Source organism: Streptomyces sp. NPDC093801 (assembly GCF_040701585.1).
Lineage (GTDB): Bacteria > Actinomycetota > Actinomycetes > Streptomycetales > Streptomycetaceae > Streptomyces.
This window is the reverse complement of the sequence record NZ_JBFBDP010000024.1, coordinates 1-15508: the sequence shown is the minus strand read 5'-3', so window position 1 is coordinate 15508 and position 15508 is coordinate 1. Positions and strand designations below refer to the sequence as shown.

General features: G+C 72.5%; 14 protein-coding genes and 1 pseudogene. 7 read left to right on the top strand and 8 right to left on the bottom strand.

The window, feature by feature from the left end:
- Both AB0469_RS26570 and AB0469_RS26565 read right to left on the bottom strand, forming a co-directional pair.
- Positions 1 to 340, bottom strand: a pseudogene (locus AB0469_RS26570) (hypothetical protein); the annotation flags it as partial.
- A complete protein-coding gene (locus tag AB0469_RS26565) occupies positions 337 to 1320 on the bottom strand; it encodes an aldo/keto reductase (protein ID WP_366453962.1) in 984 nt (327 codons plus the stop codon). The gene AB0469_RS26565 and the pseudogene AB0469_RS26570, both read right to left, overlap by 4 nt.
- Before the next feature lie 109 nt (positions 1321 to 1429).
- Between AB0469_RS26565 and AB0469_RS26560 the strand changes: the two genes are divergently transcribed.
- On the top strand, positions 1430 to 2479 hold the full coding sequence (locus tag AB0469_RS26560) for an LLM class F420-dependent oxidoreductase (RefSeq protein ID WP_366453961.1): 1050 nt from the start codon (positions 1430 to 1432) through the stop codon (positions 2477 to 2479).
- 205 nt (positions 2480 to 2684) lie between these two features.
- Entirely contained in the window at positions 2685 to 3467 is a 783-nt protein-coding gene (locus AB0469_RS26555) for a ferritin-like domain-containing protein (RefSeq protein WP_366453960.1), read from the top strand.
- A 28-nt stretch (positions 3468 to 3495) separates the two neighbouring features.
- On the opposite strand, the gene corA is transcribed toward AB0469_RS26555, so the two are convergent.
- On the bottom strand, positions 3496 to 4488 hold the full coding sequence (corA, locus tag AB0469_RS26550) for a magnesium/cobalt transporter CorA (RefSeq protein ID WP_366453959.1): 993 nt from the start codon (positions 4486 to 4488) through the stop codon (positions 3496 to 3498).
- Positions 4489 to 4542: 54 nt separating this feature from the next.
- On the opposite strand from corA, the gene AB0469_RS26545 reads away from it, so the two are divergent.
- The 4 genes from AB0469_RS26545 (at position 4543) to mshC (ending at position 8066) form a co-directional block, all read left to right on the top strand.
- Positions 4543 to 5250 (top strand): histidine phosphatase family protein, encoded by a 708-nt coding sequence (locus AB0469_RS26545; protein WP_366453958.1) that lies wholly within the window; start codon positions 4543 to 4545, stop codon positions 5248 to 5250.
- Positions 5251 to 5325: 75 nt separating this feature from the next.
- Positions 5326 to 5916, top strand: coding sequence for a DUF3090 domain-containing protein (locus AB0469_RS26540; protein WP_366453957.1), 591 nt, complete (start codon positions 5326 to 5328; stop codon positions 5914 to 5916).
- 5 nt (positions 5917 to 5921) lie between these two features.
- Positions 5922 to 6716 carry an SCO1664 family protein gene (locus tag AB0469_RS26535; RefSeq protein WP_366453956.1) on the top strand — a complete coding sequence of 265 codons (795 nt, stop codon included), beginning with the start codon at positions 5922 to 5924 and terminating at the stop codon, positions 6714 to 6716.
- A gap of 120 nt (positions 6717 to 6836) precedes the next feature.
- Positions 6837 to 8066 (top strand): cysteine--1-D-myo-inosityl 2-amino-2-deoxy-alpha-D-glucopyranoside ligase, encoded by a 1230-nt coding sequence (mshC, locus tag AB0469_RS26530; RefSeq protein WP_366453955.1) that lies wholly within the window; start codon positions 6837 to 6839, stop codon positions 8064 to 8066.
- A 220-nt stretch (positions 8067 to 8286) separates the two neighbouring features.
- Here mshC and AB0469_RS26525 read toward each other — a convergent pair whose 3' ends face one another.
- The 5 genes from AB0469_RS26525 to AB0469_RS26505 all read right to left on the bottom strand — a co-directional run bounded on the left by AB0469_RS26525 (position 8287) and on the right by AB0469_RS26505 (position 14536).
- The gene (locus AB0469_RS26525; protein ID WP_366453954.1) at positions 8287 to 9282 is read right to left on the bottom strand and encodes a PAC2 family protein; all 996 of its coding nucleotides are present in this window, start codon (positions 9280 to 9282) and stop codon (positions 8287 to 8289) included.
- Between the two features lie 126 nt (positions 9283 to 9408).
- Positions 9409 to 11016, bottom strand: a complete 1608-nt coding sequence (locus AB0469_RS26520; protein ID WP_366453953.1) for a glycerol-3-phosphate dehydrogenase/oxidase — start codon at positions 11014 to 11016, stop codon at positions 9409 to 9411.
- Between the two features lie 38 nt (positions 11017 to 11054).
- The gene (gene glpK / locus AB0469_RS26515; protein ID WP_366453952.1) at positions 11055 to 12581 is read right to left on the bottom strand and encodes a glycerol kinase GlpK; all 1527 of its coding nucleotides are present in this window, start codon (positions 12579 to 12581) and stop codon (positions 11055 to 11057) included.
- Positions 12582 to 12660: 79 nt separating this feature from the next.
- Complete coding sequence (locus tag AB0469_RS26510; protein WP_366453951.1) at positions 12661 to 13443, bottom strand: MIP/aquaporin family protein; 783 nt, start codon at positions 13441 to 13443, stop codon at positions 12661 to 12663.
- A 325-nt stretch (positions 13444 to 13768) separates the two neighbouring features.
- Positions 13769 to 14536: an IclR family transcriptional regulator gene (locus AB0469_RS26505; protein ID WP_366453950.1), complete on the bottom strand. Its 768-nt coding sequence runs from the start codon at positions 14534 to 14536 to the stop codon at positions 13769 to 13771.
- 253 nt (positions 14537 to 14789) lie between these two features.
- Between AB0469_RS26505 and AB0469_RS26500 the strand changes: the two genes are divergently transcribed.
- Positions 14790 to 15508: homocysteine S-methyltransferase family protein (locus AB0469_RS26500; RefSeq protein WP_366453949.1), on the top strand; the 719-nt coding region annotated here is incomplete at its 3' end.

Here is a 15508-nt window from a genome sequence, read left to right as displayed (position 1 = left end):
TGCCGTCCCGGGCCTCGTCCTCGCTCGCGTCGGACACGCCCTCCTCGGGCTCCGGCCCGGCATCGCCGGCCGCGCCGTCGTGGGGGTACGCCCCGGGCCCGCCGGGCGTGTCGTCCTCCGGCTTCGCCGCGGGTTCGCCGGGCGTCGGCTCCGGGGCCCGGTGCGGTGCGGGTTCGCCGGGCTCGGCGGGGGTGGCCGGGGCCTCGTCGGCCGCGGGGTGGTGCGGTTCGCCGGGCGGGGTGGGGGCGGCGGTGCCGGGCACGGACTGGTCCGGCTCCGGCCCGGCCGCGGGCTCGGCGGCTGCCGGGTCGGCGGGGGCGGCTTCGGGGTCCGTGCTCACAACGTGCTCCAGTCCTGGTCGGGGTAGCGGTGCACGGGCGCGGACACGTCGTCCAGCGCCCGGCGGATCTCCTCCGGAAGACTAAGGGCCTCCACCGACAGCGCCGCCCCGAGCTGCGCCGACGTCCGCGCGCCGACGATGGGCGCGGCGACCCCGGGACGGTCGCGGACCCAGGCCAGGGCCACCTGGAGCGGGGTCACGGCCAGGCCCTGGGCGGCCGTGACGACCGCGTCCACGATCCGGCCCGCCGCCTCGTCGAGGTACGGCTCCACGAAGGCCGCCAGGGAGGCCGACGCACCCCGGGAGTCCGCCGGGGTCCCGTCGCGGTACTTGGCGGTGAGCACCCCCCGGCCCAGCGGGGAGCAGGGGAGCAGGCCGACGCCCAGGTCCAGGGCCGCCGGGAGCACCTCCCGTTCGACGCCCCGCTGGAGCAGGGAGTACTCCATCTGGGTCGAGGCCAGCCGGGTCCGCACCCCCGGGGCGGCCAGCTGCCAGGTCGCGGCCTTCGCCAGCTGCCAGCCGCTGAAGTTCGACACCCCCGCGTACCGGGCGCGCCCGCTGGAGACGGCCAGGTCCAGCGCCTGGAGGGTCTCGTCGAGCGGGGTCTGCGGATCGAAGGCGTGGACCTGCCACAGGTCCACGTGGTCGGTGCCCAGGCGGTCCAGGGAGTCGTCCAGCGCAGCCAGCAGGTGCCCGCGCGAGCCGTCGAAGCGCCGCTCCGGGTCGGGGACGCTGCCCGCCTTCGTCGCGATGACCAGGTCCCGGCGCGGGACGAGGGAGCCCACCAGCCGCCCCAGGAGGTACTCCGACTCCCCGCCCCCGTACACGTCGGCCGTGTCGACGAGCGTGCCGCCCGCCTCCCAGAACGTCTTCAACTGCTCGGCGGCGGCTTCCTCGCCGGTGTCGCGGCCCCAGGTCAGGGTGCCGAGGCCGATCCGGGAGACGCGCAGTCCGGTGCGGCCGAGATGCCTCTGCTCCATGACCGCTGAGACTACTGGGGCACTGCCGCGAGGCCGTCGGGCGCGCTAGAGTCCCTGCGCAGACCTACGTTACTGAGCGGTAAACCGGCACTTCGTAAGGGGACGACACATGCGGCTCGGCATCAATCTCGGCTACTGGGGTGCGGGCATGGACGCCGACAACCTCGCCGTCGCCCAGGAGGCCGACCGCCTCGGCTACGACGTCTGCTGGGCGGCCGAGGCCTACGGCTCCGACGCGGCGACCGTACTGGCCTGGGTCGCCGCCCAGACCGAGCGGATCGACGTCGGCTCGGCCATCTTCCAGATCCCGGCCCGCCAGCCCGCGATGACGGCCATGACCGCCGCCACCCTCGACTCCCTCACCAAGGGCCGCTTCCGCCTCGGCCTCGGCGTCTCCGGACCCCAGGTCTCCGAGGGCTGGTACGGCGTCAAGTTCGACAAGCCGCTCGCCCGGACGCGCGAGTACGTGGAGATCGTCCGCAAGGCCATGAGCCGCGAGCGCCTCAGCTACGAGGGCGAGCACTGGACCCTCCCGCTGCCCGGCGGCCCCGGCAAGCCGCTCAAGCTGACCGTGCACCCCGAGCGCCCGCACATCCCGCTCTACGTCGCCGCCATCGGGCCCAAGAACCTGGAGCAGACCGGCGAGATCGCCGACGGCGCCCTGCTGATCTTCCCGGCCGCCGAGCACCTGGAGGAGACGGCCCTGCGCCACATCCGCGCGGGCCGTGCGAAGGCCGGGCTGACCATGGACGGCTTCGACGTCTGCCCGACCGTGCCGCTGGCCGTCGGCGACGACGTGACGGGCCTCGCGGACATGTTCCGCCCCTACACCGCCCTGTACGTCGGCGGCATGGGCAGCCCCAAGCAGAACTTCTACAACCAGCTCGCCCAGCGGATGGGGTACGAGAAGGAGGCCGCCGAGATCCAGGCCAAGTACCTGGGCGGCGACAAGGACGGCGCGGCCGCCGCCGTCCCGCACTCGCTGATCGACTCCACCACCCTGCTCGGCTCCGTGGAGCGCATCGCCGACGGGATGCGGGCCTACGCGGACGCCGGGGTCACCACCCTCACCCTCGCCCCGGCCGGATTCACCCTGGACGAGCGGCTCACCGCCCTGCGGGCCGGCACCGAGGCGCTGGAGCTGGCCGGACTGGCCTGACGCGCGCGGGACCCGCAGGGCCCGGAAGGGCTCAGCGGCCGTGGTGGGGGCTCGGGGGGTCTTCCCCGCCACGGCCGACACAGCGAACAACGCGCGGCCCGCCCGCGGGGTTACGCCCCGCGGCCCGGGTCGCGGTTTCGTTCATTCGGGCGAGTCCCGCGACCCCTCGGTTGCCCGCCCGTCCCCTCGGCATTTGACTCGTTCCATGCTCTCTGCGCGCAGCCTGTTCCAGGAGATCGTCGACCACGACGACTCCTTCCAGCTGTTCTGCTCCATCGCCGCCAGCGGGGAATCGCAGGGCGGCTGGGAGAACGCCAGGATCGCCGCCCTCGTCCCCGGCACCCTGCGCGACCTCGCCCCCAAGATCACCCGCCACGGCGCCGACGAGGACAAGCACGGCCGCATCTTCCGCGCCCTGCTGCGCAAGCGCGGCCTGCCCGCCGTCCCCGTCCCGCCGGAGACCGACTACACGATGCTCCTCGAACGCCGCGGCATCGGCCTCGCCCACGACAAGCTGCGCCGCGAGGAGCCGCTGAGCGAGCAGGACGTCCTCGTCTACCTCGCCCACAGCCGGGTCACCGAGCAGCGGGCCGCCGAACAGATGGCGATGCTCCTGCGCCACTTCGGCGACCACCCCGAGATCGGCAAGGCCGTCAGGGTCATCAGCCACGACGAGGACAACCACCTCGCCTACTGCAACGAGGAGCTGCTGCGCCTCGCCCGCCACGGGCACGGCCGGGCCGTGCAGCGGGTGCTGCGCGCCAGCGCCCTCGCCGAGATCGCCGTCTACCGGGACGTCAGCCGGGCCGTCATGGACCACATGGGCCGGCTGCTGCACTGGCCCGCGCCCAAGCGGGCCGCGCTCTCCGCCGGGATCGGGGCCGTGTACGCGTACGAGCGCTTCAGCGGCTGGCACCGCATGATCGGGCTGCGCCCGCCCGGGCGCCCGGACCCCCTGGGCGGCCGGCCCGTCCCCGCCCCCGCGTAGGAGCACCCCGCCCGGGAGCCGGCGGCCCTCACAGCCAGCCGCGCCGCTTGAACATCCGGTGCAGGCCCAGGCACAGGCCCACCATGAGCACCAGCACCGCGGGATAGCCCCACCACTCCCCGAGCTCCGGCATGTGCGTGAAGTTCATCCCGTAGATCCCCGCCACCATCGTCGGCACGGCCGCCATGGCCGCCCAGGCGGAGATCTTGCGCATGTCGTCGTTCTGCCGGACGCCCATCTGCGCCAGGTGCGCGGCCAGCGCGTCCGACAGCAGCCGGTCCAGCCCCTCGATGTACTCGTTCGCCTTCGTCAGGTGGTCGGCGACGTCCCGGAAGAACGGCCGGGCGTGGTCGTGCACGAAGGGCACGTTACCGAAGGCGAGCCGGTCCATCGGCTGGAGCAGCGGGCTCGTCGCCCGCCGGAACTCCAGCACCTGCCGCTTGAACCCGTAGATCCGGGCGGCGGTGTTCTTGGTGTCCGCGGTCTGCGGGGCGAACACCTCCGCCTCCAGCTCCTCCAGGTCCGCCTGGAGCTCGGCCGCCACCTCGATGTAGTGGTCCACCACCGCGTCGGACACCGCGTACAGCACCGCCGTGGGCCCGTGCCGCAGCACCTCCGGCTCGTGCTCCAGCCGCCGGCGCACGGCCGCCAGCGCGGCCCCCTCGCCGTGCCGGACGGTCACCACGAACGAGTCGCCGATGAACAGCATCAGCTCCCCCGCGGTCACCACGTCCGTGTCGTCGTCGTACAGGACCGGCTTGAGGACGACGAACAGGGAGTCGTCGTACACCTCCAGCTTCGGCCGCTGGTGCGCGGTCAGCGCGTCCTCCACCGCCAGCCTGTGCAGCCCGAACTCACGGCTGACGTGGGAGAACTCCTTCTCCGTCGGCTCGTACATGCCGATCCACAGGAAGGCGTCGCCGGCCGAGCGCGCCAGGGCCAGGGCCTCCGAGAGGTCCCCCGGGGCCTCGGAGCGCCTGCCTTCCCGGTACATCGCGCAGTCCACAATCACGCCGGGCATTCTTCCCCCACCGCGGCCCGCCCGCACGCCGACGCCACCGCTTAGGCTGCTCCCATGGCCACGCTGATCCTCGTACGACACGGGCGGTCCACCGCCAACACCGCAGGCTTGCTCGCCGGCTGGACCCCCGGGGTCGCCCTCGACGAGCGCGGCGCCGGACAGGCGGCCGCGCTGCCCGGACGGCTCGACGGGGTGCCGCTCGCGGCCGCCGTGTGCAGCCCGCTCCAGCGCTGCCGCGAGACCCTGGCCCCGCTGCTGGCCGCCCGCCCCGGCCTGCCCCTGCACACCGACGAGCGGATCGGCGAGTGCCACTACGGCGACTGGTCGGGCCGGAAGCTGTCCGAACTCGCCGACGAACCCCTCATGAAGATCGTCCAGCAGCACCCCTCGGCCGCCTCCTTCCCCGGCGGAGAGTCCATGCGCGCCATGCAGAACCGCGCCGTGGACGCCGTGCGCGAGTGGAACGCGCGGATCGAGGAGGAGCACGGCCCCGACGCCGTCTTCCTCATGTGCTCCCACGGCGACATCATCAAGTCCGTCGTCGCCGACGCCCTCGGCATGCACCTCGACCTCTTCCAGCGGATCCACGTCGACCCCTGCTCGGTCACCGCCATCCGCTACACCCCCACCAGGCCCTTCCTGCTGCGCCTCGGGGACACCGGCGACCTGGCCCCCCTGATCCCGGCCGCGGCCCCGCCCGCGGAGAACGCGGCGGAGGGCGGCGGCAACGCCGTCGTGGGAGGCGGCGCGGGCGCGGCCTGATCGGACGGCGCAGTAGGGTGGCAGGGCCAACACAAGTGCGCAGCCCTGCCCCCGCCCCAGACTTGGAGACCGGTCGTGCCCCGTCAGGTGTTCCTTTACGACCCGCCGGACCGCTTCGTGGCGGGCACCGTCGGTCTGCCTGGACGTCGCACCTTCTTCCTCCAGGCCTCCCAGGGCCCCCGCGTCACCAGTGTCTCCCTGGAGAAGACCCAGGTCGCGGCGCTCGCCGAGCGCATGGACGAACTGCTGGACGAGGTCGTCCGGCGGACCGGCGGCAACGCCCCCGTCCCGGCCGTCGCCTCCACCGAGGCGGCCGACACCGCCCCGCTCGACGTCCCCGTCGAGGAGGAGTTCCGCGTCGGCACGATGGCCCTCGCCTGGGACGGCGAACAGCAGCGCATGATCGTCGAGGCCCAGGCGCTCGTCGAGCTCGAAGCCGACTCCGAGGAGGACCTCGCCGAGGCCGAGGAGCGGCTGCTCCAGGACGAGGAGAACGGCCCGCCCATGCTGCGCGTCCGGCTCTCCGGCGCGCAGGCCCGGGCCTTCGCCAAACGGGCCCTGGACGTGGTCAACGCCGGCCGCCCGCCGTGCCCGCTGTGCAGCCTGCCCCTGGACCCCGAGGGGCACGTCTGCCCCCGCCAGAACGGGTACCGGCGCCAGGTGTGAGCGCCGTGACCCCGATCGAGGAGCTGCTCACCCGCGGTGAGCTCACCGTCCGCGGCCGGATCGCCGAGGCGTCCAACGCCGTACTGCTGTGCACCGTCGCCCACGAGGGCCGCACCGCGGAGTGCGTCTACAAGCCGGTCAAGGGCGAGCGGCCGCTGTGGGACTTCCCCGACGGCAACCTCGCCCGGCGCGAACGCGCCGCCTACCTCGTCTCCGAGGCCACCGGCTGGGGGCTCGTGCCCACGACCGTGCTGCGCGACGGCCCCTACGGAGAAGGCATGGTGCAGCACTGGATCGACGCCGGAGAACAGCCGGAGCCGGGGCTGCTCGCGCTCGTGGACGGCGAGGAGGCCGGGGAGGGCTGGAAGGCGGTCGCCCTCGCCGAGGTCGGGGAGGGCCGTACGGCCCTGCTCGTCCACGCCGACGACCCCAGGCTGCGCCGGCTCGCCGTCCTCGACGCCGTGATCAACAACGGCGACCGCAAGGGCGGCCACCTGCTGCCCGCCCCCGACGGCAGGCTCTACGGCATCGACCACGGTGTGACCTTCCACTCGGAGGACAAGCTGCGCACCCTGCTCTGGGGCTGGGCGGGGGAGCCCCTGACCGGCGAGGCGCGGTCGGTGCTGGCCTCCCTGGAGGCCCAGCTGGCCGAGGACGGCCCGCTCGCCACCCGGCTGGGCGAACTGATCACCCCCGCCGAGCTGGCAGCCGTACGGGGCCGCGTGGCCCTGCTGCTGCGCAGCGGGACGCACCCGAAGCCGTCCGGGCAGTGGCCGGCGATCCCCTGGCCGCCCGTCTGAGCAGGGCGGGCGCCCGACGGGGGCGAACGCACAGTTCCAGCCGGAGCGCAAGGGTGTCGATCAAGCCAACAGTGCGGCTCCCATTCGTTTCCGGAACAGTCGTCCGGTTAGGCTCGAAGCATGCATGCCTGGCCCGCTTCTGAGGTCCCCGCCCTGCCCGGCAAGGGCCGCGACCTCCAGATCCACGACACCGCGACCCAGGGGACGGTCACCCTCGACCCCGGTCCCGTCGCCCGCCTCTACGTCTGCGGCATCACGCCGTACGACGCGACCCACATCGGTCACGCGGCGACCTACAACGCGTTCGACCTCGTGCAGCGCGTGTGGCTCGACAACAAGCGCCAGGTCCACTACGTCCAGAACGTCACGGACGTGGACGATCCGCTGCTGGAGCGGGCGCTGCGCGACGGACACGACTGGACCGAGCTGGCGGAGCGCGAGACGGCCCTCTTCCGCGAGGACATGACCGCCCTTCGGATGCTGCCCCCGCAGCACTACATCGGCGCCGTCGAGGCCATACCCGGCATCGTGCCGCTGGTCGAGCGGCTGCGCGACGCGGGTGCCGCCTACGAGCTCGACGGCGACATCTACTTCTCGGTGGAGTCCGACCCGCACTTCGGCGGGGTCTCCCACCTCGACGCGCAGGCGATGCGGCTGCTGTCCGCGGAGCGCGGCGGCGACCCGGACCGCCCGGGCAAGAAGAACCCCCTGGACCCGATGCTGTGGATGGCCGCCCGCCCGGGCGACCCGAGCTGGGACGGCGCCTCGCTGGGGCGCGGCCGTCCGGGCTGGCACATCGAGTGCGTGGCCATCGCCCTGGAACACCTGGGCATGGGCTTCGACATCCAGGGCGGCGGCTCCGACCTCGCCTTCCCGCACCACGAGATGGGCGCCTCGCACGCGCACGCGCTGACGGGCGAGTTCCCGATGGCCAAGGCGTACGTCCACGCGGGCATGGTCGCCCTGCACGGCGAGAAGATGTCGAAGTCCAAGGGCAACCTGGTCTTCGTCTCCGCCCTGCGGCGCGCCGGGGTCGACCCGGCGGCCATCCGCCTGGCGCTGCTCTCGCACCACTACCGGGCGGACTGGGAGTGGACGGACGCGGTCCTCGCGGAGGCGGAGGCCCGTCTGGCCCGCTGGCGCGCGGCCGTCTCCCGCCCGGACGGGGTCCCGGCGGACGGCCTGGTGGAGGAGGTCCGCGAGGCCCTCGCCCGCGACCTGGACGCCCCTGCGGCCCTCGCGGCGGTGGACCGCTGGGTCGAGCGGCAGCTCGCCTCCGACGAGACGGACGAGACGGCCCCCGGCCTGGTCTCCCGTACGGTCGACGCCCTCCTGGGCGTGGCCCTGTAACCCCGGGTCGGGGTGGGGCCGGTGGCGCCGCTGCGCGGAGCCGCCTCCCCGCCCCGCCCCTTCTCCGTTTCCGCCTCGAACGCCGGCGGGGCTGATCGTCCAGCCCCGCCGGCGTTCGCGGCGCGTTCTCCGGGGCGGAGCCCCGGAGAACGGGTGAAGGGCGGGTCGGGGACCGGCCCCGCGCAGCGGCAGCCGGCCCCCGACCCGCCCTTCCGGACCGCTAGGCCTCGGGGGAGTCGTCCCCGGAGTCTCCCGGCTCCTCCGGCGGGGACGCCGGGGGCTCCTCCCCGGAGGGGTCCGGCTTGCGCTTCGGAGCGCGCGGCCCCCCGGAGGTGTCCCGCAGGTAGGACCCGTCGCCGGGGTCGGGGGACGCCGAGGGGTCCCGCCGCCGCAGGTACCGCTCGAACTCCCGGGCGATCGCGTCCCCCGACGCCTCCGGCAGGTCGGCCGTGTCCCGCGCCTCCTCCAGCGTCTGGACGTACTCCGCCACCTCGCTGTCCTCGGCGGCCAGTTGGTCCACGCCCAGCTGCCACGCCCGCGCGTCCTCCGGCAGCTCCCCGAGGGGGATCCGGATGTCGATCAGGTCCTCCAGCCGGTTCAGCAGCGCCAGCGTCGCCTTGGGGTTCGGCGGCTGCGACACGTAGTGCGGCACCGCCGCCCACAGCGACACCGCCGGGACGCCCGCGTGCGTACAGGCCTCCTGGAGCACGCCCACGATGCCCGTCGGGCCCTCGTACTTGGTCTCCTCCAGGTCCATGGTCCGCGCCAGGTCCGGATCGGACGTCACCCCGCTGACCGGCACCGGCCGGGTGTGCGGGGTGTCGCCGAGGAGTGCGCCCAGGATGACGACCATCTCCACGCCCAGTTCGTGCGCGAAGCCGAGCAGCTCGTTGCAGAACGACCGCCACCGCATGGACGGTTCGATGCCCCGCACCAGCACCAGGTCGCGCGGCTTCGCGCCGCCGATCCGGACCACCGACAGCCGGGTCGTCGGCCAGGTGATCTTCCTGACCCCGTGCTCCAGGAACACCGTCGGCCGGTTGACCTGGAAGTCGTAGTAGTCCTCGGCGTCGAGCGCCGCGAAGACCTCGCCCTTCCACTCCCGGTCCAGGTGCGCCACCGCACCGGAGGCGGCGTCACCCGCGTCGTTCCAGCCCTCGAACGCGGCCACCATGACCGGGTCGATCAGCTCGGGCACGCCCTCAAGCTCGATCACCCAGGTCTCCTTCCGAAGTTCCTTGTGTACGTGGGAAAGCCTAAGCCTTGTGGGGTCGGCCGCCACAGCCCACGACAGAGGGGCGGTTCCCCTCGGAACCGCCCCTCTTCCCCACCTGCCTACGAGCTATGCCTTGCGGGCCAGCATCTCCTCGACGCGGGCGCGCACGGACGCGTCGTCCAGGCCGCGGACGGTCACCGTCGTACGGCGGCGCAGCACGTCGTCCGCGGTCTCGGCCCACTCGTGGTCACGGGCGTAGGCGACCTGCGCCCAGATCTCCGGGCCGTCCGGGTGGATGCGCTCGGCCAGCGCCGGGTCCTCGTTCGCCAGGCGGGCGATGTCGAAGGCCAGCGAGTCGTAGTGCGAGGCCAGGTGGCGGGCGGTCAGCGGGTCCATCCGGGCGCCGGGCTCGCGGTCCACCAGCAGGCGGTGCGCGACGGCGTTCGGGTTGGCGACACCGGGCAGCGGGACGCGGCGCACGAGGGACTTCACCGGCTCCATGTCGTCGGTCAGCGGGCTGCCCGGGAGCTTGGCGAGCTTGTCCATGACCACGCGGCCGATGTGGCGGTACGTGGTCCACTTGCCGCCGGCCACCGACAGCATGCCGCCCGCGCCCTCGGAGACCACCGTCTCGCGCTTGGCCTTCTCGACGCCGCCGGGGCCGCCCGGCAGCACGCGCAGGCCGGCGAAGGCGTACGTCATCAGGGAACGGTCGAGGTCGGCGTCCTTCACGGAGAAGGCGGCCTCGTCGAGGATCTGCTGGATGTCGGCCTCGGTGGCGCGCACGTCCGCCGGGTCGCCCTCGTACACCTCGTCCGTGGTGCCGAGCAGGAGCTGGTCCTCCCACGGCAGGGCGAAGGTGATGCGGTACTTGTCGATCGGGGTGGCCATGGCGGCCTTCCACGGCGACTTGCGCTTCATGACGATGTGCGCGCCCTTGGAGAGGCGGATCGACGGCAGCGCGTGCTTGTCTTCCATGCGCCGCAGGTGGTCCACCCACGGGCCGGTGGCGTTGAGCACGACGCGGGCGTCGACGCCGAACTCGGTGCCGTCGAGGCGGTCCTTGAGCTCGGCACCCGAGACCCGGCCGCGCGTCATGCGCAGGCCGGTGACCTCGGCGTGGTTGAGGACGACCGCACCCGACTCGACGGCCGCGCGGACCGTCATGACGGCGACGCGGGAGTCGTTCATCTGGTGGTCGTAGTAGACCGCGACGGCCTTGAGGTTGTCGGTCTTCAGGCCGGGGTTGTCGGCGACGGCACGGGCCGGGGATATGACCTTGCCCATGCCGTCGCCGAAGGCCGAGAGGGCGGAGTAGGCGAAGACGCCCGCGCCCAGCTTGGCCGCACCCACCGGGCCGCCCTTGTAGACCGGCAGGTAGAACGTGAGCGGGTTGACCAGGTGCGGGGCCACGTCCTTGGCCAGCACCCGCCGCTCGTGGTGGTTCTCGGCCACCAGCTTGACCGCGCCGGTCTGCAGGTAGCGCAGACCGCCGTGGACCAGCTTCGAGGAGGCGGAGGAGGTGGCGCCGGCGAAGTCGCCGGCGTCCACCATGGCCACCCGCAGACCCGACTGCGCGGCGTGCCAGGCCACCGAGGTGCCCAGGATTCCACCGCCGATGACCAGCAGGTCGTACGTGGCCTTGGCCAGCTGCTCACGGGTCTCGGCGCGGCTCGGGTTCGAGCCGGCGGTCGGGTGCGTGCCCAGTGCGGGGACGCTCTGCAGGGTGCTCATGTCTCTTCAGCTCCTCGTCATTTCGACAGCTGGTGCGGTCAGCCGGCGTTCTCTTCGTCGATCCAGCCCATGGACCGCTCGACGGCCTTGAGCCAGTTCTTGTACTCGCGGTCCCGCTGCTCGGCGGGCATCCGCGGGGTCCACTCCGCCGCGCGGCGCCAGTTGGCGCGCAGGGCGTCGGTGTCCGGCCAGAAGCCGACGGCCAGGCCGGCGGCGTAGGCGGCGCCGAGGCAGGTGGTCTCGGCGACCATCGGACGGACCACGGGGGCGTCCAGGAAGTCCGAGAGCGTCTGCATCAGCAGGTTGTTGGAGGTCATACCACCGTCGACCTTGAGGGCCGCCAGCTCGACGCCGGAGTCCTTGGTCATGGCGTCGGTGATCTCGCGGGTCTGCCAGGCGGTGGCCTCCAGGACGGCACGGGCGATGTGCGCCTTGGTGACGTACCGGGTGAGGCCGGCGATCACACCGCGGGCGTCGGAGCGCCAGTACGGGGCGAACAGGCCCGAGAAGGCCGGCACGAAGTAGGCGCCGCCGTTGTCCTCGACGGAGGAGGCCAGGGTCTCGATCTCGGCCGCGGACTTGATCAGGCCCATCTGGTCGCGCATCCACTGGACGAGCGAGCCGGTGACGGCGATGGAGCCCTCCAGGGCGTAGACCGGCTTCTGGTCGCCGATCTGGTAGCCGACCGTGGTCAGCAGGCCGCTGTAGGAGTTGATGATCTTGTCGCCGGTGTTCATCAGCATGAACGTGCCGGTGCCGTACGTGGACTTGGCCTCGCCCTCGGCGAAGCAGGTCTGGCCGAAGAGGGCGGCCTGCTGGTCACCGAGCGCCGAGGCGACGGGGACACCGGCGAGGACGCCGTCCTTGACGTGGCCGTAGACCTCGGCGGAGGACTTGATCTCGGGGAGCACGTTGAGCGGGACGCCCATCGACTCGGCGATCTTCTCGTCCCACGCCAGGGTGTGCAGGTTCATCAGCATGGTGCGCGAGGCGTTGGTGACGTCGGTGACGTGCACGCCGCCCTGGGCGCCGCCGGTGAGGTTCCAGATGACCCAGGAGTCCATGGTGCCGAAGAGGATGTCCCCGGCCTCGGCGCGCTCGCGCAGGCCCTCGACGTTGTCGAGCAGCCAGCGGACCTTCGGGCCGGCGAAGTAGCTCGCCAGCGGCAGGCCGGTCTCGCGGCGGAAGCGGTCCTGGCCGACGTTGCGGCCGAGCTCCTTGCACAGGGCGTCGGTGCGGGTGTCCTGCCAGACCAGCGCGTTGTGCACCGGCTCGCCGGTGTGGCGGTCCCACAGGACGGTGGTCTCGCGCTGGTTGGTGATGCCGACGGCCTTGACGTCGGCGGCGGTGATCTCGGCCTTGGCGATGGCGCCGGCGACGACCTCCTGGACGTTGGTCCAGATCTCGGCGGCGTCGTGCTCGACCCAGCCCGGCTTCGGGAAGATCTGCTCGTGTTCCTTCTGGTCGACGGCGACGATGCGGCCGTCGCGGTCGAAGACGATGCAGCGGGAAGAGGTGGTGCCCTGGTCGATCGCGGCGATGAAGGGGCCGGTGCTGCTGGTCATGGTGGCTGCTCCTGGCAGGTCTGTTGAGTAGGCGGAATCAGGAGGGCGGTGCGGATCTTACGAACGCGGCCGAAGCTGATCAGGCGAACGCGATGTTGTACAGACCGCCGGCGAGCGCGGCACCGACGAGCGGGCCGACCACCGGGATCCAGGAGTAACCCCAGTCCGAGCCGCCCTTGCTGGGCAGCGGGAGCAGGGCGTGGACTATGCGGGGACCGAGGTCGCGGACCGGGTTGATGGCGTAGCCGGTCGGGCCGCCCAGCGAGAGGCCGATGCCGACGACCACGAAGGAGGTGATGAGGACGCCGATGACGCCGAGGCCCTTGCCCTCGTCCTGGAGCCCCTGGGTGAGGATCGCGATGACGAGGACGAAGGTGCCGATGATCTCCGTGGCGAGGTTCTGGACCACGTTGCGGATCTCGGGGCCGGTCGAGAAGATGCCGAGCACCGGGCCGGCGACGTCGTGCGGGTGCGGGTCCTCGGGACCGAGCTTGGCGTCCTTGATGTTCTCCGGGTCCGCCAGGTGCGCGCGGAACTGGCCGTAGTACGTGATCCACATCAGGACCGCGCCGAGCATGGCGCCGAGCAGCTGGCCCGCGAGGTAGACGGGGACGTCGCCCCACTCGCCGGTCTTGACGGCTATGCCGACGGTGACCGCCGGGTTGAGGTGCGCACCGGAGAGCGGCGCGGAGACGTAGGCGGCGATCAGGACGGCGAAGCCCCACCCGAAGGTGATCGCGAGCCAGCCCGCGCCGCGGGCCTTGGAGCTCTTGAGCGTGAGGGCGGCGCACACGCCGCCGCCGAGCAGAGTGAGCAGGGCGGTACCGATGGTCTCGCCGATGAAGATGTCGGAGCTGGACACCCGCGACTCCTTTGTCTTACGTCCAGGGGTGGGCGGACACCGGGTCCCTCCGGTGGGTCCGCACACTCGGTGAGTGCTTCACCGGTCCATGGCCTCGCCCTAGCCTAACGCGTATTGCCGGTAGGTGTTCGACAATGCCGACCGATGAACGGCAGTTTTCCGCCTGGATTCAGAACGCGTCAAGGCCTGACCAGGTCAAAGAACCGGATCGTTACCACTCGGTACGATCGCCCAAATCAAGCCAATGGCCGGGCCGGAAACGACGAGGTCCACCCGAATGGCGCGGGACGCGGCCATGGGGTGGACCAGATGGATCAGGTCAAGCTCAGAACCGGCCTGCTCCGAGGTCGCGCGAAACCGACCGCGCGCAGTCGCGCACGGAGGCCACCAGGGCCGGACGGGGCTCGCCGGACTCCCCGCAGACCCGCTCCACGGCGCCCGCGACGGCCACCGCGCCGACCGGCATCCGGCGCCGGTCGTGGATCGGCGCCGCCACCGAGGCGATGCCCTCCCAGGTCTCCTCGACGTCGGCCGCCCAGCCGCGCGCCCGGGTCAGGTCGAGGATCTCCTCGAAGCCCACCGCGTCGGTCACCGTACGGGGCGTGAACGCCTCGCGCTCCGCGTCCAGGGCCTCCGTGTGCGCCACGGGGTCGTAGGCCGACAGCACCTTGCCCAGGGCGGTGGAGTGCAGCGGCTGCATGGCCCCCACCTCCAGCACCTGACGGCTGTCGTCCGGCCGGAACACGTGGTGCATGATCAGCACCCCGCTCTGGTGGAGCACGCCCACGTACACGCTCTCGCCGCTGGCCCGGGCCAGGTCGTCCGTCCACACCAGCGCGCGGGCGCGCAGCTCGTGGACGTCCAGGTAGCTGTTGCCCAGCCGCAGCAGCTCCGCGCCCAGCTGGTAGCGGCCGGAGGCGGGGTCCTGCTCCACGAAGCCCTCGGCCTGGAGCGTGCGCAGGATCCCGTGCGCCGTGCCCTTGGCCAGGCCCAGGGCGGACGCCACGTCCGAGAGTCCCAGCCGGCGCTCCCCGCCGGCCAGGAGCCGCAGCATCGCAGCGGCTCGTTCGAGCGACTGGATGTTCCGTGCCATCGCGCAGCCTCCTGCTGACGTAGTTCGACAATGCTGAACACTATCGGTCGATGTCGACCTCGTGCATGGTTGGGGGTTTTCCGGTGTGCCGCCGGCCAGCGCACCCGTCCGTGCGACCCCCGCGCACAGAATGCAGTCCGCCACGTGGGACGCCCTCACCGGGGCGGGTGCCGCGCGGTTACCCTGACCGCGTGCACCCCTGACACAGCGGGGGCGCAAAGCCGACAGCCGTCGCATCCCAGGGAGCTCAACCATGGCCTCGTTGCCGAACCCGCCCGCAGACACCCAGACCCGGGCCGATGCCCTCCGAGAGGCGCTCGCGACCCGCGTGGTCGTCGCCGACGGAGCCATGGGAACCATGCTCCAGGCACAGGACCCCACCCTGGAAGACTTCCAGCAGCTCGAAGGCTGCAACGAGGTCCTGAACCTCACCCGCCCCGACATCGTCCGCTCGGTCCACGAGGCGTACTTCTCGGTGGGCGTGGACTGCGTCGAGACCAACACCTTCGGCGCCAACTACGCAGCCCTCGCCGAGTACGACATCCCCGAGCGCAACTTCGAGCTCTCCGAGGCCGGCGCCCGCATCGCCCGCGAGGTCGCCGACGAGTTCACCGCCTCCACGGGACAGCAGCGCTGGGTGCTCGGCTCCATCGGCCCCGGCACCAAGCTGCCCACCCTCGGCCACATCGGCTACGCCCAGATCCGCGACGCCTACCAGATCAACGCCGAGGGCCTGATCTCCGGCGGCGCCGACGCGCTGCTCGTCGAGACCACCCAGGACCTCCTCCAGACCAAGTCCTCCATCATCGGCGCCCGCCGCGCCATGGAGGCCCTCGGCGTCAGCGTCCCGCTGATCTGCTCCGTCACCGTCGAGACCACCGGCACGATGCTGCTGGGTTCGGAGATCGGTGCGGCGTTGACGGCGCTGGAGCCGCTCGGCATCGACATGATCGGTCTGAACTGTGCGACCGG